Annotated in this window: 22 protein-coding genes; 9 read left to right on the top strand and 13 right to left on the bottom strand. The window is 51.2% G+C overall.

All coding sequences use genetic code 11. The annotated features are described in order from the left end of the window. The first annotated feature begins 6 nt into the window (after positions 1-6). The 3 genes from F454_RS0105840 to F454_RS14350 all read left to right on the top strand — a co-directional run bounded on the left by F454_RS0105840 (position 7) and on the right by F454_RS14350 (position 5295). The gene (locus tag F454_RS0105840; protein WP_026292738.1) at positions 7-627 is read left to right on the top strand and encodes an ATP-dependent Clp protease proteolytic subunit; all 621 of its coding nucleotides are present in this window, start codon (positions 7-9) and stop codon (positions 625-627) included. Between the two features lie 128 nt (positions 628-755). Next, positions 756-2048: an ATP-dependent Clp protease ATP-binding subunit ClpX gene (gene clpX / locus F454_RS0105845; RefSeq protein ID WP_018969699.1), complete on the top strand. Its 1293-nt coding sequence runs from the start codon at positions 756-758 to the stop codon at positions 2046-2048. 565 nt (positions 2049-2613) lie between these two features. Next, positions 2614-5295 (top strand): DUF6797 domain-containing protein, encoded by a 2682-nt coding sequence (locus F454_RS14350; protein WP_169334331.1) that lies wholly within the window; start codon positions 2614-2616, stop codon positions 5293-5295. Between the two features lie 180 nt (positions 5296-5475). On the opposite strand, the gene F454_RS0105855 is transcribed toward F454_RS14350, so the two are convergent. Beyond that, positions 5476-5898: a DUF1842 domain-containing protein gene (locus F454_RS0105855; RefSeq protein ID WP_018969701.1), complete on the bottom strand. Its 423-nt coding sequence runs from the start codon at positions 5896-5898 to the stop codon at positions 5476-5478. Positions 5899-6090: 192 nt separating this feature from the next. On the opposite strand from F454_RS0105855, the gene F454_RS0105860 reads away from it, so the two are divergent. Then, complete coding sequence (locus F454_RS0105860; RefSeq protein ID WP_018969702.1) at positions 6091-6837, top strand: hypothetical protein; 747 nt, start codon at positions 6091-6093, stop codon at positions 6835-6837. A gap of 9 nt (positions 6838-6846) precedes the next feature. Here the strand turns inward: F454_RS0105860 and F454_RS0105865 are convergent, their stop codons facing one another. The 3 genes from F454_RS0105865 to F454_RS0105880 all read right to left on the bottom strand — a co-directional run bounded on the left by F454_RS0105865 (position 6847) and on the right by F454_RS0105880 (position 12947). Then, a complete protein-coding gene (locus F454_RS0105865) occupies positions 6847-8574 on the bottom strand; it encodes a DEAD/DEAH box helicase (protein WP_018969703.1) in 1728 nt (575 codons plus the stop codon). 453 nt (positions 8575-9027) lie between these two features. Next, positions 9028-9804, bottom strand: coding sequence for a PEP-CTERM sorting domain-containing protein (locus F454_RS0105870; RefSeq protein WP_018969704.1), 777 nt, complete (start codon positions 9802-9804; stop codon positions 9028-9030). Between the two features lie 590 nt (positions 9805-10394). Continuing rightward, positions 10395-12947: a DNA translocase FtsK gene (locus F454_RS0105880; protein WP_018969706.1), complete on the bottom strand. Its 2553-nt coding sequence runs from the start codon at positions 12945-12947 to the stop codon at positions 10395-10397. Between the two features lie 151 nt (positions 12948-13098). Here F454_RS0105880 and F454_RS0105885 point away from each other — a divergent pair, with 151 nt between their 5' ends. Next, positions 13099-13998, top strand: a complete 900-nt coding sequence (locus F454_RS0105885) for a TraB/GumN family protein (RefSeq protein WP_205618996.1) — start codon at positions 13099-13101, stop codon at positions 13996-13998. Here the strand turns inward: F454_RS0105885 and F454_RS14355 are convergent. Then, entirely contained in the window at positions 13988-14503 is a 516-nt protein-coding gene (locus F454_RS14355; protein ID WP_156817161.1) for a DUF1802 family protein, read from the bottom strand. The two genes, F454_RS0105885 and F454_RS14355, sit on opposite strands and share 11 nt — an antisense overlap. Positions 14504-14552: 49 nt before the next feature. Here F454_RS14355 and F454_RS14360 point away from each other — a divergent pair, with 49 nt between their 5' ends. Beyond that, the gene (locus F454_RS14360; RefSeq protein ID WP_018969709.1) at positions 14553-14723 is read left to right on the top strand and encodes a XapX domain-containing protein; all 171 of its coding nucleotides are present in this window, start codon (positions 14553-14555) and stop codon (positions 14721-14723) included. Between the two features lie 59 nt (positions 14724-14782). On the opposite strand, the gene def is transcribed toward F454_RS14360, so the two are convergent. The 6 genes from def to rplU form a co-directional block, all read right to left on the bottom strand. Further along, a complete protein-coding gene (def, locus tag F454_RS0105900; RefSeq protein WP_033367509.1) occupies positions 14783-15358 on the bottom strand; it encodes a peptide deformylase in 576 nt (191 codons plus the stop codon). A gap of 21 nt (positions 15359-15379) precedes the next feature. Next, positions 15380-15796 carry an ExbD/TolR family protein gene (locus tag F454_RS0105905; RefSeq protein ID WP_018969711.1) on the bottom strand — a complete coding sequence of 139 codons (417 nt, stop codon included), beginning with the start codon at positions 15794-15796 and terminating at the stop codon, positions 15380-15382. Between the two features lie 21 nt (positions 15797-15817). Continuing rightward, complete coding sequence (locus F454_RS0105910; protein ID WP_018969712.1) at positions 15818-16492, bottom strand: MotA/TolQ/ExbB proton channel family protein; 675 nt, start codon at positions 16490-16492, stop codon at positions 15818-15820. 29 nt (positions 16493-16521) lie between these two features. Next, positions 16522-17709: a hypothetical protein gene (locus F454_RS0105915; protein WP_018969713.1), complete on the bottom strand. Its 1188-nt coding sequence runs from the start codon at positions 17707-17709 to the stop codon at positions 16522-16524. Positions 17710-17884: 175 nt separating this feature from the next. Next, complete coding sequence (gene rpmA, locus F454_RS0105920; protein ID WP_018969714.1) at positions 17885-18136, bottom strand: 50S ribosomal protein L27; 252 nt, start codon at positions 18134-18136, stop codon at positions 17885-17887. A gap of 26 nt (positions 18137-18162) precedes the next feature. After that, entirely contained in the window at positions 18163-18474 is a 312-nt protein-coding gene (gene rplU / locus F454_RS0105925; RefSeq protein ID WP_018969715.1) for a 50S ribosomal protein L21, read from the bottom strand. 136 nt (positions 18475-18610) lie between these two features. On the opposite strand from rplU, the gene tsaE reads away from it, so the two are divergent. The 3 genes from tsaE (at position 18611) to serS (ending at position 20843) form a co-directional block, all read left to right on the top strand. Next, the gene (gene tsaE, locus F454_RS0105930) at positions 18611-19036 is read left to right on the top strand and encodes a tRNA (adenosine(37)-N6)-threonylcarbamoyltransferase complex ATPase subunit type 1 TsaE (protein WP_018969716.1); all 426 of its coding nucleotides are present in this window, start codon (positions 18611-18613) and stop codon (positions 19034-19036) included. A 113-nt stretch (positions 19037-19149) separates the two neighbouring features. Next, complete coding sequence (locus F454_RS0105935; protein WP_018969717.1) at positions 19150-19377, top strand: hypothetical protein; 228 nt, start codon at positions 19150-19152, stop codon at positions 19375-19377. A gap of 191 nt (positions 19378-19568) precedes the next feature. Next, on the top strand, positions 19569-20843 hold the full coding sequence (serS, locus tag F454_RS0105940) for a serine--tRNA ligase (protein ID WP_018969718.1): 1275 nt from the start codon (positions 19569-19571) through the stop codon (positions 20841-20843). Between the two features lie 71 nt (positions 20844-20914). Here the strand turns inward: serS and F454_RS14365 are convergent, their stop codons facing one another. Both F454_RS14365 and F454_RS0105950 read right to left on the bottom strand, forming a co-directional pair. Further along, entirely contained in the window at positions 20915-21712 is a 798-nt protein-coding gene (locus F454_RS14365) for a hypothetical protein (protein WP_018969719.1), read from the bottom strand. Positions 21713-21730: 18 nt separating this feature from the next. Next, positions 21731-22792 carry a DUF2955 domain-containing protein gene (locus tag F454_RS0105950; RefSeq protein ID WP_083912903.1) on the bottom strand — a complete coding sequence of 354 codons (1062 nt, stop codon included), beginning with the start codon at positions 22790-22792 and terminating at the stop codon, positions 21731-21733. Positions 22793-22801: the final 9 nt, after the last annotated feature.

The following is a 22801-nucleotide window of genomic DNA, read 5'->3' on the forward strand; positions in this document are numbered from 1 at the left end:
AATCCCATGGCTCCGCAGGCCAATTACTACCCGATCCCTACCGTCATCGAACAAGATGGCCGTGGCGAGCGCGGTTACGATATATACTCCCGCCTGCTTAAAGACCGCATCATCTTCATCGGCACTGCCATCGATGACAACGTAGCCAACGCTGTCATCGCGCAATTGCTCTTCTTGCAGATGCAAGACCCGAAGAAAGACATCCACGTCTACATCAACTCCCCCGGTGGCTCAGTCACCGCGGGCCTCGCGATGTACGACACCATGCAGTTCCTCACTTGTGATGTGAACACCTACTGCATCGGCATTTGCGCCTCCATGGGATCTGTATTGCTCACCGCCGGCACCAAAGGCAAGCGCTTCTGCTTGCCGAACTCGCATGTCATGATCCACCAGGTCTCTGGTGGTGCACAAGGCACGGCTTCCGACGTTGAGCGCACGGTTGAATTCATGTATAGTCTCAAAGGACGCCTCAACAACATCCTTGCCAAGCACACTGGCAAAACTGCCAAGCAGGTTGAAAAAGACGCCGACCGTGACAACTACATGTCTGCTGAAGAAGCAGTCGCCTACGGACTCGTGGACAAAGTCCTCGAAATAAATCCTCAGGCAGCTGACTCTAAGTAGCAAGCACCCAACCATTTCGAGCGGGTGTGACGCTAGCATGATGCTATGCCACACCCGCTCACTTGTATCTAGATCCCGCCTCTCCCCATCACCCCGCATCACCGCCCCACCCAAACCATCCAACTTTTATGGCACGTTCTAAAAATCTCACCCTTTGTTCTTTTTGTGGCAAAAGCCACTCCGAGGTAAAGAAACTCATCGCAGGCCCGGGGGTCTACATTTGCAATGAATGCATCGATGTCTGCTCCAGTATCCTCCAAAAAGAAATCAAAGAGCTCGGTGAGCTCAGCAGTACCGATGGCACGCTGGGCACCGATCTGCAATCCGATGATTCACTCCTCACTCCTGCAGAAATTTGTGCACGATTGGATGAATACATCATTGGCCAAGAACACGCCAAGAAAACCCTCTCCGTAGCGGTCTACAACCACTACCAAAGACTCCGCCAGAGTAATCACAGCCACGACCCCGAGCTCGATGGTGTCGAGATCGAGAAGTCAAACATCCTCATGCTGGGTCCAACCGGTTCCGGCAAGACCCTCCTCGCTCGCACACTCGCTCGCGTGCTCGATGTCCCATTCTCCATTGTAGACGCCACCACGCTCACCGAAGCTGGTTATGTCGGGGAAGACGTGGAAAACATCATTCTTCGACTACTCCAAGCTGCCGATGGCGATATCGAACGTGCAGAACGCGGTATCATCTACGTCGATGAAATCGACAAAATCGGCCGCAAGACAGAGAACGTCTCCATCACCCGTGACGTTTCCGGTGAAGGAGTGCAGCAGGCATTACTCAAGATTCTAGAAGGCACGGTCTGCAACGTACCACCACAGGGAGGCCGCAAGCACCCACAACAAGAGTATATCCAAGTGAATACCGAGAAAATTCTCTTCATCGTTGGTGGTGCCTTTGTCGGCATGGAAGACCTCGTGCGCGACCGCCTCGGCAAGCGCAGTCTGGGCTTCCAAGTTTCACAAGAAGATAGCTTGCAGACCGAAGACCGCGAACTTCTCACCAAAGTGCAGCCTGAGGACCTCCTGCACTTCGGCTTGATCCCAGAATTCATCGGGCGTCTTCCAGTCTTCTCCTCACTCCGCAAGCTCAATGAGGAAGAATTGGTACGTATCCTCACCGAACCCAAAAATGCGATGGTCAAACAATACCAGAAGCTGCTTGGGATGAACGACGTGAAACTCAAGATCACCAAAGACGGACTCACAGCACTTGCTGAAGAAGCCGTACGCCGCGGCACTGGGGCCAGAGCACTGCGCTCGATTGTCGAGAACCTCATGCTCGATGTCATGTATGATGTGCCAAGCAGAACTGACATCGAAAGCGTCACCATCAACCGTCCTGTGGTTGAAGGTGAAAAACCGCCAATGCTCAAGAAGAAGCGCAGCAACGACAATGCGGCCTAATACCGCTGAATAAGCACCACCACTTCATACCACAGAGCTCAGGGCCTCACACCCTGAGCTTTTTTGTGCCTTGCTATAAACAGAAATGCTCCAAGCAACAAAGTCACTTGGAGCACACTCTAAAGTGGCACCACCCGGTTGCCACCTACACTACAAATTCGAGTTATACCAAACGCAGACACGAGGACTGCGTCAGATACTGCTCCTTCTATACTTAGTCACACGAACCCCGTCTATCCCCTATATAAGGGATAAAGATCTAATAAAATTCACAAACTCACACCCAACTAGCTGAACCACAGAATCTTAAAGAAGAACAAGAAACCTGTCATTTTTCAAAATATTCTGTGAATTTATCGACATTCTTAATCTATCATCGCGTCTTCAACCTCAATCCCCCCAGCTAGCCAACTACCCCCCCGATCTCGAGATGGAGGCTCCTTCATCAAGCAAAGTTTCACACAAAGCTCGCGCAAACGTGGTCCTGCAAAATGTTTGATCGAGAAAGTAATATCTAGCTGCAACACTTTGGCCTCTGTCGCTGTAGTATATGGATACTGTTGCCATGGATAAATGCACCAAAACCTCTACCTTTTCCCTGCTCATCGCCGGGGCGATCGCACTGATCTCTAGTCCCACTGCCTCAACTCAAGAGCAGAACCAAGGGCCATTCATTCTCCCCCTAGAAGCTCTCCCTGAATACGAAGCAAAAATCGATCACGCACGCTTGATACGCCACAAAGGAGCTCCAGTCATCCATCAGGGAGCCAAGATCTACCAACAAGTGTGCCACAACTGCCATGGCAGCCCCACCGAAGAGGGCTCCATCCCCAACGCCCTCAAATTTTGGGAAGGTGAATTCCAAAACGGCGCCGACCCACATGCCATGTACAATACCATCACTCGTGGGTGGCGAGGCATGGTGCCGCAAATGCAACTCACACCGATCGAAAAATACGCAGTCATCCATTACATCCGCACCGCATTCCTCAGAGAAAAGAACCCAAGCCAATTCACCCGCGTAGACGATGCCTACATCAAGTCACTTCCAGAAGGCCGTGACATGGGCCCCATGCCTATCGCCTCCAGCCCATGGTCGGAAATGGACTACGGCGTCTTTCTGAACGGAAGCTTCGAACTCAGCACAGCCGAGGAACGTGCCCAATTCAAACCCGGCACCAAAGACCCAAAGACATCAAACATCGCCTACAAGGGCATCGCCATCCGCCTCAATGCAGGTGATGGAGGGGTCAGTAAAGGCAATCATTGGGTCGCATTTGAACACGACACCATGCGCCTTGCTGGTTCATGGACTGGCAATGGCTTCATTGATTGGCAAGGCATCAATTTCAATGGCCGTCATGCGGCCTCCCCACGCACCATCGGCACACCTCAATTTCAAACCAAGGACGGACCAGGTTGGGCGAACCCTGAAACTGGTACCTTTGACGACCTACGTACCGTCGGTGCCGACGGCCGCCACTTCGGCCCGCTTCCAAAGTCATGGGCAAGCTTCCACGGCACCTACAAACAAGGCCGAAAAGTCACACTTAGCTACAGCATTGGAGATGCCAAGGTCTTAGAATCTCATGAAGTTGATAGCAATGGCCACCTCGTGAGGCAGCTCAATATCGCAAAATCTAGCAAGGCTCTCAAACTTCGAATTGCCGACACCGGCACTCAGGTAGCTACAAGCAGTGACAAGCAAGCCACTCTAAGTGATGAAGCTGGCTATAAAGTCGTCAGCATCCCTGCGGCAGCCACTCCTTTAAAGCTCGCCATCACCATTGGGTCCGCCCAAGCAGCCTCCAACACAACAGCTCGCGACCTTAAGCCATTCACAGCACCCGGACCAGCTCAATGGCCAAGCCCAATCACCACGAAAGTTGAAAAAGGTACACAAGACGGAGCCTTCCAGTGGGATGCACTCACCATCCCCAAAGACAATCCATGGAATAGCCGCCTGCGCACCACCGGTGTCGACTTCAGCGCCGATGGCGCTTCCGCCTTCGTTTGTTGCTGGGATGGAGATGTTTGGCGTGTTGACGGGCTAAACAAAGCGGACGCCAACACCATCCAGTGGACCCGAATCGCCTCAGGCCTATTCCAACCACTCGGCATCAAAATCCGTGATGGCGAGATCTTGGTAAACTGCCGTGATCAAATCGTCCGCCTAGTCGACATGAACCAAGATGGCGAGACCGACTTCTACCAGAATTTTAACAGCGACCACCAAGTCACCGAACACTATCACGAATTCGCCATGGGCCTACAAGTGGATGATGATGGAAACCTCTACTACGCGAAAAGCGCCCGCCACGCGGCACAAGCTCTGGTCCCCCAACACGGCACCCTGCTCAAAGTAAGCGCCGATGGCACGACAACTGAAATCCTCGCACACGGCTTCCGCGCTGCCAATGGCGTCTGCCGCAACCCCGACGGTAGCTTCTTTGTCACCGATCAAGAAGGCAACTGGAACCCCATGAACCGCATCAACTGGGTACAAGCCGGCGACCGATTCTATGGCAACATGTGGGGCTATGGGGCACCTGAAGACACTTCAGATAGCATGATGGAACAACCACTCTGCTGGGTGGATAAAAACTTCGATCGCTCACCAGCCGAGCTACTCTGGATCGACAGCGAAAGCTGGGGTGCCCTCAATGGCAAGCTCATGCACCTCTCCTACGGACATGGACGATTAGAGATCATCCCTCACGAATCCATCGATGGTCAAATGCAAGGCGGCGCCCAAAGATTCCCCATCCCGGACCTACCCACCGGCATCATGCGCGGCCGATTCAACCCTACCGACGGCCACCTCTATACCTGCGGTATGGCAGCATGGGGCACAGCCAGAATGCAAGAACCCGGCGGCCTCTACCGCATTCGAGCTACCGGCAAGCCAGCCTACCTCGCCACCGAAATCAACGCCTTCAAAGGCGGGGTTCGTATCCAATTTTGCTCAGCATTCCACCCAAAATCAATCAACGATGTAGCGAGACAGTTCCAAGTCAGAACCTGGGAGCTCAAGCGCACAGCAAAATACGGCTCGGATCGCTACAACGAAAAAACTCTCGCAGTCACCGATGCAAGCCTCAGCGCGGACGGCACCACCCTCACCCTCGAGATTCCAGAGATCGAGCCCTGTTGGCAAATGTCAATCAAGGCACTTCTGAAATCCCCAGATGGAAACCATGTCCACTGCGAAATCCAGAACACCATCCACACACTGGCTGATCAATAAGCCACGCACAGTGCGAAATCACCCAAATCAGCGATTATAGGTTGATCCCTTTGAGCTTATTGGCCCCTTGAAATGGTAACAATATCATCACACTTCTAACGTAACACAAAAATGGCGAACTCCACAGGGAGTCCGCCATCGATACATCTTACTCCTTATGAATAAGTAGCAAATTCTGGATTAGTCGTGGTCTGCGAGTTCACACGGAACATCTTCAACCGGCTGAGAACCTTTCAATTCCCATGCACCAAGGCCACTCCAGTCATTCTTCAAGCTGAAGTGAGCTTCGAATGGAGCAAGGTAGGAACCAATAGCTGGAGGAGGAAAGGAAACGAAACCCTCGCCCTGCAGAGCAAGTACTTTGGTGTACTCACCAAAGCCTGTTGAACGCAGCTTTCCTGTAATGTTACTCACTTTAACATCACCGCTCTCTACTGCTTGAGAAATGACACCTTGGCCAGTTACTTCTCCAGATGCTGCATTCACAAGAAGGGAAAGGCTCAAAATAGGTGCACCTGGCATACCTTTGTTGCCCGCTGTGAGATCCACTTTATAAAGGCCAATCTTGTTTGCTGAAGCTGAAGGATCTGTTGTTGTACTCATCGTCTTAATTTTAAGGTTTTATTTTAATGACCATCACCTCAGGGGGGATCCCTCAGAGAAGGTTCAATAGAAATAACTATCTAACATCTAACAGAAATAAAGCAATTTCCGTTAGATTTTTAATTTTTAGCGAATATCTAGGCGCAAGTACTTGCTTGAGAGCTGGTGTGGACCTGATAAGATCCTAGCGGCATGAAGATCTCCCCCATGACATGTAGCGTCTTATACGCGAGTATCCAGCTACTGAACGCTGAAGCCATCGACGTAGAATTCCCAACAGATCAACCCATTAGCACGATCACCAGTCGTCTGAGTGGTCAGGAATTTCAAACCTACACAATCGAAGCAAAGGCTCAGCAATTCCTGAGCGTCAGTTTGCGCCCGAATAACCAATACACTGAGTTCAAACTGTACCTTCCGGGCCCACAGGGGCCAAAGAATCTCTTGAGCAGCACAGCGCAAACCCAGGCGCTTGAATATCATGGCCAACTCTTTGAAGACGGTAATCACAGCATCACTGTCTATTTAGACCCAGAAGCTGCTACTCAAGGGCGCAGCTCCGAATACGATTTGGTAATTCGTCTAGCCAACCCAGCTCCAGCCACCGCATACATTCCAGATGACACAGTTGCTTCAGCGAGCTCGAATACGAATAAAGCGCAACTGCTAGAGAGGCAAAGTAAGCTTGCCCCTAGCATCGGCAATTCGCCAGCGAGTATCGCATTAGCAGTGCTCACCCCTGACATTCTAGGTCAGGTGACGCAGCTGCAGTGTGAATACGACAACCTTGAAGTCCCCAGCACCGTTCAGGTCTTGATTACTGAATCCGGAATCCTCGATGATGATTTACTGGGCATTGATCACCGAATCACCCTACTGAAGAACAGTCGAGGTGCTTGGCGAATCAATGCATACAGCAAAGCTGAGAAAAGGCGTTAAGCCCTTGGACTATAGGTCGCGGTCGAGGCGACATGGAAATGGCTTTCCTCGGAGCTTCTGACCTTTGAGTGCATCGATCACCTTGCGCTCTTGACCATCCTTCACTTGCACCAGTGTGTGCTTCGGGAAGATTCGAATCTTACCGAGCTGCCCACTGTTGAGGTTCGCCTCGCTGTAGATCATACCTGCGATTTCTCCTGGTGCCACGCCGAGGTTACCACCAATACCAAGGAAGATTTGCTTCATCCCAGATGCCACTTCGTTACGACGTGATTCACGGTCGTAGCTGCCACCACGTTCACCACGGTCGCGTCCACCTCGACGATCATCGCGATCACCACCACGTTCAAAGCGACCACCTCGTTCGCCACGATCACGACGATCACGGCGATCACCACCACGGTCACCGCCTGGGCGATCTTCTTGAATTTCCTCGCCTTCGCGACCAGTCGATTCACGCATCATTGCGAAGAGCGTGCCAGCTATGTCAGTGGCGGCGTAGCCTTGCTCAAGCAAGCGATCCACGAGGTTGAGGAATGGAGCTCCTTTTTCCTGCTCTTCTAACTTCTGCTTCACGCTCTCGAAAAGAACATCCGCGCGCTTGCCTTCCACATCTTCCTGAGATGGTACTTTTTCGCGGCGAATCTTGCTACGGATGTAGCGCTCCACATTCTGCAAGCGATAGACATCACGGCCGAACACAAAGGATGCTGCGCGACCTGTGCGTCCAGCACGGCCAGTACGGCCGATACGGTGCACGTAGTCTTCTGGGTCTTGCGGAAGATCGTAGTTCACCACGAGATCCACTTCGTCGATGTCGAGTCCACGCGCTGCCACGTCGGTAGCAATGAGTAGCTCTACTTTGCCATCACGGAAGCGATTGATCACGCGCTCACGCATTTGCTGGGTGATGTCGCCATGCAAACGATCCGCAGTGAATCCACGAGCAAGAAGTGCTTCAGTAGCCTCATCCACTGCACGCTTCGTGTTACAAAATACAACAGCCAATCGGAAAGCATTCATGTCGAGCAAACGGGAAAGCACTTCCACCTTTGAGCGGTTGCGAACTTCGTAGTACGATTGATCGATACGATCCACAGTGAGAGCCTTCTTAGCCACTTCCACCTTCTGTGGGTCTTTACCAAATTTAGAGATCAAACGCTCAACATTGCGATTCATTGTCGCAGAGAAAAAGAGTGTCTGATAGTCAGTGTCCACTTGGCCCAAAATCTCTTCCATGTCATCACGGAAGCCCATGTCGAGCATTCTGTCGGCTTCATCGAGGATGATCAATTTAAGATCTTCGGTGCGAAGTGTTCCACGACGGAGGTGATCCATCAATCGGCCTGGAGTTCCTACCACCATGTGCGCACCACGGAGTCCGCGGATCTGGCGATCAATAGGTGCACCACCGTAAACCGGTGTGGATTGAAGTCTATTAAGGTTTGTACCCAACTTGCCAACTTCTTCACTAATCTGAACACAAAGCTCGCGAGTAGGTGAAAGGATCAGCACCTGTGGGCGTGACACCTGAGTGTCAATCATCTCCAAGGCTGGAAGTACAAAGGCAGCGGTTTTTCCGGATCCAGTTTCAGAAAGTCCAACAATGTCGTGACCCTCTAGGATTTTAGGAATGGCAATGGCTTGAATCTGTGATGGAGCCTCGTATCCAAGGTCGAGTACAGCATCAAGAAGGGGCTTGGAGAGTCCCAAGTCCGTAAATTTTACGTCGGTCATAATCAGTTCGGTTGTGCTATAAAGCCGCGTCTGATCGATACCTATTCAACATAAATCAATGGCGGCCAAGGTGGATCATCCACCCGATAGGACGCGACCTATGCGCTCGCTACCACGAAATAGCAAGCATTATTCGTAAATTGCTCACAATGCCCTTTCCGCACACTCAAAAGACCAAGACTAAGGTCTTTCTCATTCTGAGCCTGTCACCATATGTACCAAAAGGTCTTTCTCATTCTGAGCCTGTCACCATATGTACCAAACGCATACGTACATGTGTTCGTAGATCACTCGCCTTGGCGTATTCATCCAAGCTTGCACCCTCACTGAAGGTTGTCCACGTAGCGACAAACAATAACTTCACTTCGTATTTTCACCTAAAAAAAATCTCCAGCTGGCTTCTCATGCCAACTGGAGATGAAATCTTAAGAGATGCTGATCGAGTCTAAAGTCTTAGCGGCGACGGCGAAGTAGAAGCACGCTAGCACCTAGACCGAGCAAGGCTGTACTGGATGGCTCAGGAACAGACGTAATCGAAAGATTGTCGATATAAGATGTGCCACCACCTGTTTCATCAGCGCCAAGGCCAAAGAAAAAACCATCGATATCACCAACCGTCGACACACCTGCGATCCCCAAGGTGCTCACATCAACCTGCCAAGTAAACGTCCCTGTGCCTGACAAGGATCCACTGATAGAGTCTTCATCATCGGGAGTGGTGTCACCATCCAATAGGTTGAAGGTGTCATAACCTCCCGCGCTGACATCCTCATTCAATGAGCTGTTACCGCTCCGCCAGTTCGAGGTGTTTGAAAGAAAGTCAAAAGTAGTTGTCGGAGTTGCCCCGGATTGAATCGCCCAAAAGTGAACTTCTAAAGAGTCACTCCCATCTGTGCCATAATCAAAAGAGACCGTTAGAATAGTGTCGGTACTTGTGGTCGCTGTATTGGTCCACCACTGCCAAGCGGGTGACTCGCCCTCGACAGAATCGCCAGCGACAGCGTAGGCATTCTCCAGACGACCACCTGTAATATCCCACTCGGAAAGGTTGCCGCCAGTTCGAGATCCATTCCATCCTAGATCAATACGAGCCTCATAGGCTCGAAACTGATCTGTAGGTGTACTGGGAGTGCTAAAGTCGTCTTGTAAAAGAATTGCCGCTTGAGTCGAGGCAATTGGTAATCCGGCAATTGCAAGGGCCAGACCAGTTAATCTATGTGTTGGTTTCATGGTGTTATTGTATCTGTAGCGTGTTTTCACAGAACATGAGGGTTTGAGACACCAGTTTCAAGTTTCATGTGTGCGACAGAAAGTGAGCATATCATACATATATGTTTAACAACCAGAAAATTGTGGGTAATGAAAATTGAGGGTGAAGGAACTGATGCACATGATACATGGTGGCAGACTCGCTAGGTGGAAGAATCTCAGTTTTGGCGCAGCGGTGAAGTAAGGTGCTTGATGTCACCGCAGCAGGAATGCTGTGGCGGAGTGTATCACCTAGTGTGACGTAGTGTGTGGCGGGAGTTTGTATTTGATGATGCGGGACGAGAGTTCTTCGTCGACTTGATGCATAAGTATGAAACCTTTGGCGACCTGAAAGTGCTAAACGATGGTAGGAACTTGAGTATCGGTCAAATACTGAGGTGCCGTCTTCGCTTTGCCAGTGATGGTGTGATATTTGGAGCCAAGGAATTTGTAGAAGAAGGTTTCGGGTCCCTAAAAAGCGCTACCCCAGCAATACGCCAACCGCAAACAATACGCCAAGAAGATGAGCTTTACCAGAGGCAAGCGGATCAGCGCCCACCGGCGCGACGCGCCTAAATATAAATATCGCGAGCTTTGGCACCATCGGCTGGGCCGATCATACCGCGTTCTTCGAGAATATCCATCATGCGGGCGGCGCGTGTGTAGCCGAGCCTGAGGCGGCGCTGGAGCATCGAAGTACTGGCCTTTTGCTCGGTGGTAATGACTTCGATACACTTGAGAAGGCATTCTTCGTCAGCATCCGAGACGTCATTGCCGCCGTCATCATCTGAGCCACCACCACTCTCGATCGATTCCTGGATCGAGGGTTCAAAGTTTTGCTCTGATTGCTTCGAGCAATGCTCGACAATCGCCTCGACTTCTTCATCTGAAACGAAGGCTCCCTGGGCTCTTTCCAGCTTGGCGGATCCCGGTGGGAGATAGAGCATGTCTCCTTTGCCCACCAGCTTATCAGCACCCTTGGTGTCGAGAATCACGCGGGAGTCGAGTGCCGAGGAAACTTGGAAGGCGATGCGGCTTGGAATGTTGGCCTTAATGATACCGGTGACCACGTCAGCTCTTGGTGTCTGAGTAGCAATAATCAAATGAATCCCTGCAGCACGCGCCTTCTGAGCGATGCGCGCAATGTTCATCTCGACATCCGCTGGAGCGGTCTGCATGAGATCGGCAAGCTCATCAATGATGACCACAATGTAAGGGAAGCGATCCGGCATTTCAGCCTCTTCGTCACCGTGTTCATCTTCTTCGACTTCAGCCCCTGGTCCTAGTTCTCCGTCTTCGAGAGCACGGGCGATGGACTCAATCACTTCTGGATCTGCTTCCTCTTCGAGTTCAGAAGCCTCCTCTTCAGGGACTTCCGGCTCTGGCGCAGCCTCTTCAGCTTCTGGGCGTGGACGGTTGTTGTATCCATCAAAATTGCGCACCCCGCACTTGGCGAAGAGTCGGTAACGCTTCTCCATCTCATTCACCACCCAACGCAGTGCCGCTACCACTTTGTTCGGGTCGGTCACCACAGGCACCACTAAGTGTGGTAGCTCGCCATAGACCTGCATCTCCACCACTTTCGGGTCCACCATGATGAAGCGCAACTCGTCTGGGGTAAACTTGTAGAGGATCGAGGTGATGATCGAGTTGATACATACCGACTTACCCGCACCTGTAGCACCAGCGACTAACAAGTGTGGCATCGCTGCTAGATCGCCAATGACGGTATTGCCGTAGACATCTTTACCCAGTGCCAATGGAATTTTCTTCTTCGCTGATGTGAAGGCCTCGTCCTGGAGGAGCTCACGCAATGGCACAGCGACTTTGTTGTCGTTGGCAATCTCGATCCCAACGGTGTCTTTGCCGGGAATTGGTGCTAGAATGTTGATGCGCTCGGCCTTGGTGGCACGTGCAATATCGGCTTCTAACTGAGTGATACGGCTGACGCGAAGGCCCATGCTCGGATAGACCTCGTAGCGCGTGATCGTAGGACCACGAGTGATGTCACCAGCGCTCACATCGACACCGAACGCTTTGAGCGTGTCGACTATGGTCTTCTGAACGGAGAGCAGCTCCCCTTGATCAGCACCCTGATCTTCAGGTACCGAATCGTCGTAGGACAATAAATCAAAGCCAGGAAGTTCATAGCCTTCATAAGCGTCTGTGGAAAGCGAGACACCTTCTGGCTTCTTCTCCTTCTGGAAGGCCTTGCCTTCCTTTGCCACCGGAGCTTTTTTGCGCTGGGAAGCATCGATAATTTGCGGTTTAGGAACCTCCTTCAGCTCCATTTCAACTTGAGGGTTTTTCTTCTCCTCCTCCTCTTGCTTGCGCTTCGCCTCTTCTTTCTTTTGCTCCTTCAGCTTACGTTCATTCTCACGCTTCCGCTCGAGCTCTAGCTTCGCCTCCTCTTTCGCCTTATTGCGTTCGTCAGTACGACTTTGCTTCTCAGAATCTTTAGCCACCTTCTTCATCTTGCGCTCGGTACTACGCACACGGGCACGGCGCTTGGTCTCCACCCATTCTTTGGTCGATTGATAGCATTTCTTGCAGAAAAAGATCGGGTTGATTCCCGTGAGCATGATCATCCCAATGATGTAGACAACCAACAATAAGATCAGCGATCCAGTCACATTCAACAATGCCTGCAACACCCTAGTGCCAATAAAATAGCCAACATAGCCGCCAGGGTAGATGATATGATTGCGCAGCGCCCAGTCCCCCAAAAACCCAGTGACCGCTAGAATACAAGAACCTGCAAAGACAAAGAAAAATAGCCCCAAAAAGGTGCGACGCGTGAAATGCGCACTCATGAAGGTGTAGGCCGCACCAATCCATAAAATACCAATCGGAAGCAAGTACCCTGCTGCACCAAACACAAGCAATACCAAATGCGCCATGATCGCACCCACGGGACCGATCAGGTTTTGACGGGGGTCATTCGCCTCATTATTCTCAGAGGCAAATAGCCCCATTACCGGCATATCCTTGTGGGTGTAGGTAATCATCGCCAAAGTCAACAACATGCCAAACCCTAACAACGCGACACCCACGACTTCACGCAACCACATCGGCCACTTCTGGTCGGCGATCTCTTGATGCGTTCTATTTTGCTTTGCTGCCATAGTTTAAGCGGTATCCACCGCAATTGCTCTGTTTCCAAACATCCCAGTCGCAAGCAATGAAGGCAAGCTAGAATTACTCTATGTATCGATTGAATTGATAGCTATCAGCTGCTACTAACTTATGGTAGAGATCTTACCTAGCCACGGACACATGATTCAACCTCTGCATAGCTTCCTCCTACACCTCATCGCAGCCTGCTCCATGATTGGGAGCATTGCTCAGTCAAGAGCTGCTGAGAATAAGTTCAGCACTGACTTCGTAAGGGTGCAGCGCCCCGACTCAGGCGAGACACTTCTACAAACTGCCATCACGAGCTACAGCAAAGGCGAAAGCTCTGTCGATCTCGTCGGCGCTGTGCACATTGCAGATCGCGCGTACTACGAAGCACTCAATGACATACTCAATGATTACTCTGCGGTGCTATTCGAACTCATCGGCGGCGAAGTCATCGAATCAGAACGAGCCGCAGCAGCACACCAGATTGAGAATCGAGAACGTCAGGACTCGCCGCTACCGAGCCTGGCGGTACTAGGGTCGATGACCAAATCACTTCAGGACCGCCTGCAGCTGGAGTCTCAGCTCTCGGTGGTGAATTACCTGCCTGACCATTTCATTCATGCCGACCTGACGATGTCTGAATTCCTCGCTCTCAATCAACAAGATGGCAATTCAATCTCAAGCTTCATGCTCAAGCAAGCCATGCAGGGCAGCAATGCCAAATCCCCCAGCACCATTAGCTTTCTCATCGCACTTCTTTCAAAAAACCCGAATCGCTTAAAACTGTTGCTAATCGACCAGCTCGCCGAAGCTGATAAACAACTCGCTAGCCTGGATGAAGAAAACCTGATCATCACCCAGCGCAACGATCGTTGTATCGAAAAGCTGGAGGAAGCACTCCAAGATGGCCACAGCAAGATCGCGATCTTTTACGGCGCCGCACACTTCCCACACTTGGAGAAGGTACTTTTGGAAATGGGCTACCACCGCAGCGCCCAGCAATGGCTCAATGCTTGGACGATTCCAGACATGAAGCAAAAACCTAAGGAATAGTCACCCAGGAGCGGCAGCCGCCTTGCGCCTTACTATAAGCCACCTCAAGGGCCGGATCGAGCAACTCCACAGAGATTTGCGCTACCTGCACACTACCTTCATCCATCCCTTTCCCACTCCAGAGGAATCGCTCCCGAAGAAGCTCTTCGCTGTAGATGTGCCGACCGCTGAGAGCGAGCACCTGCTGCCAATCACGCACATCCTCCACCGCCGTGACGCGGCATTTGTATTTTACCGGCACCACATCACCCACCTCCCACACCCGCTTTGAAGGGTCCGGAAAATCAGCTCTGGCAGAACCAAGCAGGAGCGTGGATTGCTTGTGAAATAAGGTAGGGAAAAGGTAAAATTCCTCATGCTTGAAGCGAAACCCATCCCGCCCTTCGTGGATACCCCCTTTGCGAATCAGCACATCCTGTTCACCCTTACCAATCGCTTCACACACTGCGAACCATTCCTTGAATGCCACCTTCATGCAGCCATCATGACCAATTCCTGCAGCCAAGCAAGTTCTAGCTAGTAAAGCCAAACGGATTCTCTATCCTCGCAGCAGCATGTCAGAAGTTCTTCTCTCACTCGGCGTAGGCATCCTCATTGGTGTCATCTTTACCGCTCTCAAACTCCCAATACCAGCTCCTCCAGTACTCGCCGGCATCATGGGCATTCTAGGAATTTATCTCGGAAATAAACTCTACCAATGGGTGCTGGAGTCCTTCTTTTCCTAAAATAAAAAAGGCGCCCCGAACTGGGTCGCCTTGGTAATTATGGAGCAGATAAAGACGACCTATTCAGGGTCGTTCGCATTGTACTCCCACTTGGTAGCCGCGAGATCCTTAAGCTTGCGCTTAAGGCGAGCTTTGGCAGTGGAGCTCACACGATCAGTAAAGAGAATCCCATTGAGGTGATCTACCTCGTGTTGGATCGCACGCGAGCACAAGCCGTCTGTCTCCACGACGAGTACGGAACCGTCGAGCTGAGGAAGAGTCGCTTTCACATTCACCTTGCGCTTCACCTTAGCACGTATTTCTTGAATACTCAGGCACCCTTCGATGTCTGTCTCATGAGGACCAGAAAACTCGAGCTCTGGGTTGATGAATACCAAGGGCATGTGGTCTTCCATCTTCGCGTCTTCTCCGTTCACCTTGAAGAATGAAACACACTCCGGATCGTGGCTGGTGTCCACCACCGCCATGCGGATGTCCACCCCCACCTGCGGCGCTGCGAGGCCCACGCCTTCTGCATCCTTCATGGTTTCAATCATGTCAGCAGCAAATTTTTCAACCTTTTCGTCCACCGACTGGACTGGCTCACACTTCTTGCGCAGGACGGCTTCGCCCAATTGCATAATATTTAAAATCATATTTCTATATCCTGGTTATTACTATTCCCCTTTCCCACCGGTCAGAACGCGTGTGGGAAGGTTAGATTCGAATCCCGCTTTGGTCAATGACTCAGAGACCATGATCATTTGCTCCAACCGGACGCGCTTGTCCATCTCCAGCTCAAGCTCACGCCCTTGCTTTTTCATCTCCTTGAGGTAGTCCACCAATAAGTTAGGATGCACTTTCACCGAGTCGAGAGTGATCTCGCCCTCAGCATTGACTGCTAGAACTGCGCGTGGGTCTACTACTTGCTCCGTCTGTAGATCCCCCACCACCGGAATCGAGATATCTAAGATCGTACGCTTTTGCTTGGGCTGCATCGTTACAATGAAGAAGATCAGCAAAATGACCAGAATGTCCACCAGCGAGACAATCGGAATCGCTGGGATAGTTTTCTTTGGTTTATAAAATTCCATGGCGAACAGCCGTTAGTTGTTTTAATCTTTCTCGCCATCTTCCGGCAATAAGACATGAACCATATTGCCGACTACGACCTCCAAGCGGGACGCATAGGTTTCAATCTTGCGGTTAAAGTAACTATGACCAATCACCGCAGGAACCGCCACGGCCAAGCCTGCAATCGTCGTTGTCAGCGCCTCCGCCACCCCTTGAGCCATGATACTCATCTTGATGTCACCGAGAGAGCTCATCCCATCAAATACCGTGGTGATCCCGCTGGCGGTGCCTAGGAGCCCCAGCATAGGAGCCACCACAATCACCACATCCAGGGTACCTATCCCGCTCTGCATCTTCACGATTTCTTCGCGCGCTCTTGATTGCACGGCATCGCGCACAGCGGCTGGTGAACGGTCTTTGTGCTTCACCACAATCTGAGTGAGGCGCGCCAACACGGACTTTTCGTCGCGACTACTACTGGCGACATCGAGCATGGCTTGCTCAGATGGGTTGAGGGTAGCCACATCGATATCCTTCGCTAATTGCTCAGGCATGACGCGACTTTTGGATAAGTCGAGCAACTTGTAGATAATCACTGCGACGGTAAGGATCGAGCAGCCAGTAAGCACCAGCATGATGATCCCACCCTTCTCGTAGAAGTCGGCAAGTTTTTCAAACATAGTCGCTTCTGCTGCGAGGATTGAATGTGTATTCATAATTTGGGTCTGTTTGTTTTTTGAATGGTTTAGAATTGGAAAGTGATGATCATTTCAATCGGGTCGCCTTTGAGCTCGGAAACCAGATCCTTCGGCATGGGAGGTAGCTTAGCGCCAGAAATCGACTGTAGGGTCATGCCTGTTTGAATTTCTGAACCTTGGAATGAATTGAGAATACGTACCGATTTCGCGCGGCCATTCGGGTAGACCAACCAGCGCACCTGCAGCGATCCAGGCAGCACGAGGTCGGGGTTCTTGCCGATGCGGCGATACCATTCTTTGGCAGTAGCATTGCTCACTTGCTTCTTGTAGCGGCCCAAGGCATTGGCCTCAGTGTCGAAGGAAGCCACGCCACCACTACGTGAAATCGATCCTGAAATCTGGCTAGCATTCGTCTGCGCACGGAAGCCAGGATCTTCGCCCGGGTTGGGAAATAATGAATCGATGCGTGTGGTCCTCGGTTTCGACTCTTTGCGCGGTTTCGGCCGCTCCTGCACCACCTTTTTCTTCTGCTCTTTTTCATCTTCACCCTCCCCTTTGTCTGGCTTGGGCAACTGCTTTGTGGTCTTTTTGTTGCGCACTGAGGACGGCAGTTTATTGACCGCGTCCATGTATTCCTTAAGTGGGTTGTTACTCCCTGCAAGAGAACGCCCAGCATCACTACCAGTGAGTTGATCAGATGGCTCCGTCACCTGCTTAGTGGCTTGGTCTTGGGGTTCAGGAATTTCAGTCACCGCAGGTGCTGGTGGCTGAGCCGTCTGCTGAGCTCCCCCTGCGCGATCATTGTCGAGCTTCCCATCCTGATAATTTGAAGCCAGTACTTGCCCACCTTTTTTCTTCCCCTTCACCGCCGGGATATTCGGAGCATCTTGCTCAGCTTCAGTATCACTCTGCGCCACCGTATCGCGGTCACCATAATGCGTGGCATCTTTTGGCTTACCTTGTGCCTGTTCAGAGGATGTCGAATTGAAACGCTTTTCCGCTGGTTTCGGCGGTTCAGGAGCTACTGGCTTGGGCTTCGGTGGCTCAGGCTTGGGCTGCACATTGAACCGGAATGAAACCTGTGGGGCTTTCTCCGGTTTCTGCTCCACTTGCTCAGCCGTTTTATCCGGCTTCAACCACTTAATAAAGGCATCATGAGTGAACAGGGCTGCGAGTAACAGGTGCAACACCACCGCTACTACAGCACCAATCAACTTGATCTTTGCATCACTCATCGCTTGTTCCAGTCACACGCTGAATGGTTCACTTAAAAAAACAACCCGTAATACTAAGATCGATAAAGAAATTAGCAATCACCTGAGCTGCCCTATCTACCAAAAAAATTAGCCACCGTGCACATGGCGCGGTGGCTAATAGAAAAGCTGTGTTCTTAGCTGTAGCGTCGGAGGCTTACGCTTCCAATGGAGCCACATTCACACGACGACCAGATTGGTCGAAGTAAACGTTGCCGTCTACGTATGCGTGAAGTGTGTGGTCTTTCGCAAGGTAAACATTCTTACCTGGAGTCCACTTGGTACCACGCTGGCGAATGATGATGTTACCAGCTGTTACTGATTCACCGCCGAACTTCTTAACGCCGAGACGCTTACTGCGTGAATCGCGGCCGTTCTTAACGGAACCTTGTCCTTTTTTGTGAGCCATAGTAGTGAGTAATTATAAGTTAGTAATTATGCTACGCTTACGATCTCAAGCTTGGTGAGATGACGGCGGTAGCCCTTAGTCTTGTGGTAACCTTGGCGACGCTTGAACTTGAATGCTACACCCTTCTTACCTCGGAATTGATCAACAACCTTAGCGGTTACTTTAGCTCCTTCTACTACTGGGGCACCAACAGTTGTGTTGGAGCCATCGTTAACGAGGAGAACTTCTTCGAAAGAAACTTCAGAATCAACTACTGCATCGAGCTTCTCGACGTCAATTTGATCACCTGCTTGAACGCGGTACTGCTTACCGCCTGTTTTGAAAACTGCGTATGCCATAGGTCTGACAAGTTTAATGGTTAAATTCAGGGCCTCACACAAGGTCGTGCTGGGCTGGGCGCGGAATTGACCACAAATTCACGATCTCGACAAGATTTTTTTTGCACTTATCGCAATTAAATTCAAAATCAGCCGCATGCAGCAGCTATTTCCTACCATTGTCCAAAGTCCGAGCGCCATGAAATCATTGGGCATGAAAGTATCCAAGCACCTACAAGCTGGCGACATCGTGGCTCTCATTGGTGACCTTGGAGCGGGCAAAACCCACCTCACGCAAGGGATTGCAGAGGGATTAGGACGTACCGACTCCATTACAAGCCCCACCTTTTCACTAGTCAATGAATACCCTGAGTGCCGCCCAGAGCTGATTCACTTTGATTGGTATCGACTGGATACGCCGGAAGAGCTTCTCTCCATCGGCTGGGAAGACTACCTTGAACGCGACGCCATTCTCGTGGTAGAATGGCCTGATCGCTTTCCTGAAATGGTGCCTGCTGGTAGCCACTGTCTGCACATCGAACATCTAGAGAGTGGCCGTTCTATCACCTACCAACGTGCTTGACACACCACCGAAAGCACCACAAGTCACAGACAATGAATCATCTGAAGAAAGGATAGAAACAATCCACAATAAAAGTTTACACTGCCCAGCCTCGGAGTATATTTGAACTAGCCATGAAGCAAGGAACCATCATCGTCACATTCGCCTCTATCGAAAATAAAGAGGACTTCCTCAAGGACATCAAAGTCGAAGAATCATCTATCTTCATGAACGAAGAAAATAAGGTGCAGCTTCCGCTTTACTTCACTGCTGAGGCAGAGGACCACAACCTTGTGCTCAGTGTAGAAGACGGCGATCCAGTCGAGGTAGAAGATGAAGACTTCGACCTTGATGATCTCTAGGCCATTGCTTCACACAAGCTCATGCCTCAGCTCGCGTAGCATCTGCTAGCACGACATCCACAGAAATTCGCTGGCTCTAATTCCTCCACGCTGGGATTAGAGCATTTTTGTGCCCAGATCCTTGTGCCATAAGGAGCGTGAATTCACATTTAAAGATTTACCTTTTTGAGCGATCCAATTAAACAACACGCATGCTCGACATACGTGATATCCGCGAAAACGCAGAGGCCATCCAGCAACGCCTATCCACGCGTGGTGGTGATGCCCACCACTTGATCCAAGAGGTTCTCGAATGCGACGAAAAGCGTCGTGCGATTGAGACCGAGAAACAACAGCTTCAGGCACAACGAAAGTCAGCATCCAAGACCATCGGAGCCCTTATGGCCCAGGGGAAAACAGAAGAGGCTGAAGCGGCAAAAGCCGAGGTAAAACTCATCAGTGACAAAGCCAAGGAGCTCGACCACCAAAGCGATGAAATCACAGCCCAGCAGACCAATCTGCTCATGAGCATCCCAAATCTCCCGCACGAGGCCTGCCCAATAGGCGAGGACGAATCCGCGAACCCAGAAATTCGTACTTGGGGTGAGAAACCTGAAATTGCAGAACCTCTCGATCACGTCGCACTTGCAGACAAGCACGGTCTCATCGACTTTGATGCCGCAACTAAAATTGCAGGCTCCGGCTTCGCCGTTTATCGTGGCTCCGGAGCCCGCTTGGAGCGCGCCCTCATCAACTTCCTACTCGACCTCCAAAGTGAAGAACACGGGTACACTGAAGTGAATGTTCCTCACATCATCCGCCGATACTGCATGGAAGGTACTGGCCAGCTCCCTAAATTTGAAGAAGACATGTACGGTCTCGAAGATGGTGCCATCTTCCTCGCTCCTACTGCCGAAGTTCCTGTGACCAACCTCTGCCGTGAGACCCTCCTCCAGGAAAGCGAACTCCCGATCAAGATGACCGCACACACACCGTGCTTCCGCCGCGAGGCTGGCAGCGCAGGTCGCGACAACCGCGGCATCATTCGCATGCACCAGTTCGATAAAGTGGAGCTTGTCCAAGTCGTGCACCCAGAACAATCCACCAGAGTGCTCGAAGAGCTCACCGGCCACGCTGAAGCCGCGCTACAGAAGCTCGGACTGCACTACCGCACCATCGAACTCTGTACAGGTGACCTTGGCTTTTCAGCCACCAAGACCTACGACATCGAAGTCTGGTCTCCTGGCCAAGACAAATTCCTTGAAGTTTCCAGCTGCTCAAACTTCGGCGCCTACCAGGCACGCCGCCTCAAGCTCCGCTACAAAAACAGTGAGGGCAAGAACCAGTTCTGCCACACTCTTAATGGATCAGGCACCGCCTTGCCGCGCCTCTACGTCGCAGTCATTGAGCAATACCAAAACGCCGACGGCTCCATTACGATCCCACCTGCCTTGGTGCCATACTTCGGCAAAGAGAGCATCAGCTAATCAGCTGAGCGAAGAAATACATCATCATAAAAGCGAAGCTTCCTAGGAGGCCTCGCTTTTTTTTACCCCCCTCACTCAGGAAGCACCCAACCACTCCATGGGCCATGCGGCACATCTTCGGTTTCGACAAACCTCCATGAAACTCTCTGCCCAGCCTTAAATTCTAGAAAGTCGCGCACTGCCGGACTAAAGCTCATACCAGTGGCTCCATCACGATTCTGAAGCGGGCGGCTATGCTGGAATACATAGCCTGCATCATCATCATAAAAAGGCCCAACATCTTGCCACTGCGCATAGCAAACCTTGTAACCGAGATGGATTGCCACCCATCGGTTTTTACATACTGAGACACCTGGGGCCTTCGCTCGCGCCCAAAACCACTTGATGATTTCTGATGCCTCAGGCTTGAACATGCCACCGCCAGGCATGATATCGTTATATGGTAAAGCCACGTAAAAAGGATTCATCTGCACCTCAAAGCCGGATGGATGAAACCCATCTCGACGCGCGGGGTCATCCACCCCACCGAAGCTGCCAATCCAATCATCATCCCATGCACTGGTAAGGCGCTGAGTGTCACCCTCAAGCGGCTGCCCCACCCAGAACAATGTAGCTGGAATATCGCGTTTCCAAACATGTTGAAAGCGGATCTCTTGGTCCTCCTCTTCGAACTCATCCACCACGATCCCTTTAGGGACAATTCGGTAAGGATTCCGCAGGGCTGGGAAGCGCCCCCTCAGGCCATCCAAATGCTTTCTGTGTTGCTTCTGCAATTGTTGCTCAAGGGATTCCTGCCCCAGCACAATCGAGCTCTGAAGCACAATCATAGCAACAATGAAGGGGCTGATCATTCGGCGAATCAATGGCATTGACGATAGCTAGCAAGCTTACTTAGCAAAATCAATGCGCAATCGCTCAAGGCGCAATCGCCACCGCCTCACCAAGGCCGCCCCGATCCGGATCAAGTACTCCACTGCTGCGATGGCAAAAATCGTAAAGAGCCCAGCAAACAACACCTGGAAAATTCTCAAGTAGACATTACTACTCGCCGAGCTATCCCCAGTTGTCGAGCTACCCAACAACACCAAAAAAGTCGTCAAACCACTTCCCCACGACTTACTCCATTTGTCCCCACGCACGATGCGCGCACTAAACAACAAACAAAATAACAAGGTCAAAACAATTAAGAATGGATATGTCGGTACAGCCACTAACAAATTGTATGCGACGACCACAGCAACACCCCCAATAATACATGCAATCGAGTTGGCCTTCATGACCTGCAGGCTCGCATTCGTCTGAGGCGTGCCAGCCATCATACATATGTACAGCATCGCTAGAGCAAATTGCTGCAGGTTTAAGGTGAAGAAAATCAACACCGCGCTGCCCGCTACAATCGTGGAAACCATCACCAAGCGCAAGCGCACTTCCTTACTAGGAGGCTTCGGTGCCGCCTGTTTCTTCGCCGCTACCTTCGGCATCACAGCCTTCGAATTAGGCAATAGTCGGTGCATCAACCACATAAACACCAAACCCATCATCATATTCACTGAGAGGTAAGCCACAATGTAATGTGAAGCCACTGGTGTTAGCAGACCCAAAATTGGCACCATCGTCACTCCTAGCATCATGAACAATGTCGCCATTGGCGGCGCCGTAGCGTCATTGTAGAAAATATAGAAGAAAATCAAATAATACAGCGGCACACAGAAAAGTGGCAGCTGCAAGCAATACTCAGAGATGAGCAATCCACCCAATAAACCTACCGCCAAACGACGCATCAATTTCATGGCATTTTTCCATCCAATCCATGGGATCGGCATCATCAAAAACATCGCCACAAAAATAGGCGCCATGTATGAGAGTGGCCACGCCATGCCATACGACAAAGCGACCGAGAGTGTGACACCCACACTCAAACGGATCGCTATCAACTGAGGTAAGGTCATGGCTTACAC

Source organism: Rubritalea marina DSM 17716, assembly GCF_000378105.1.
GTDB lineage: Bacteria > Verrucomicrobiota > Verrucomicrobiia > Verrucomicrobiales > Akkermansiaceae > Rubritalea > Rubritalea marina.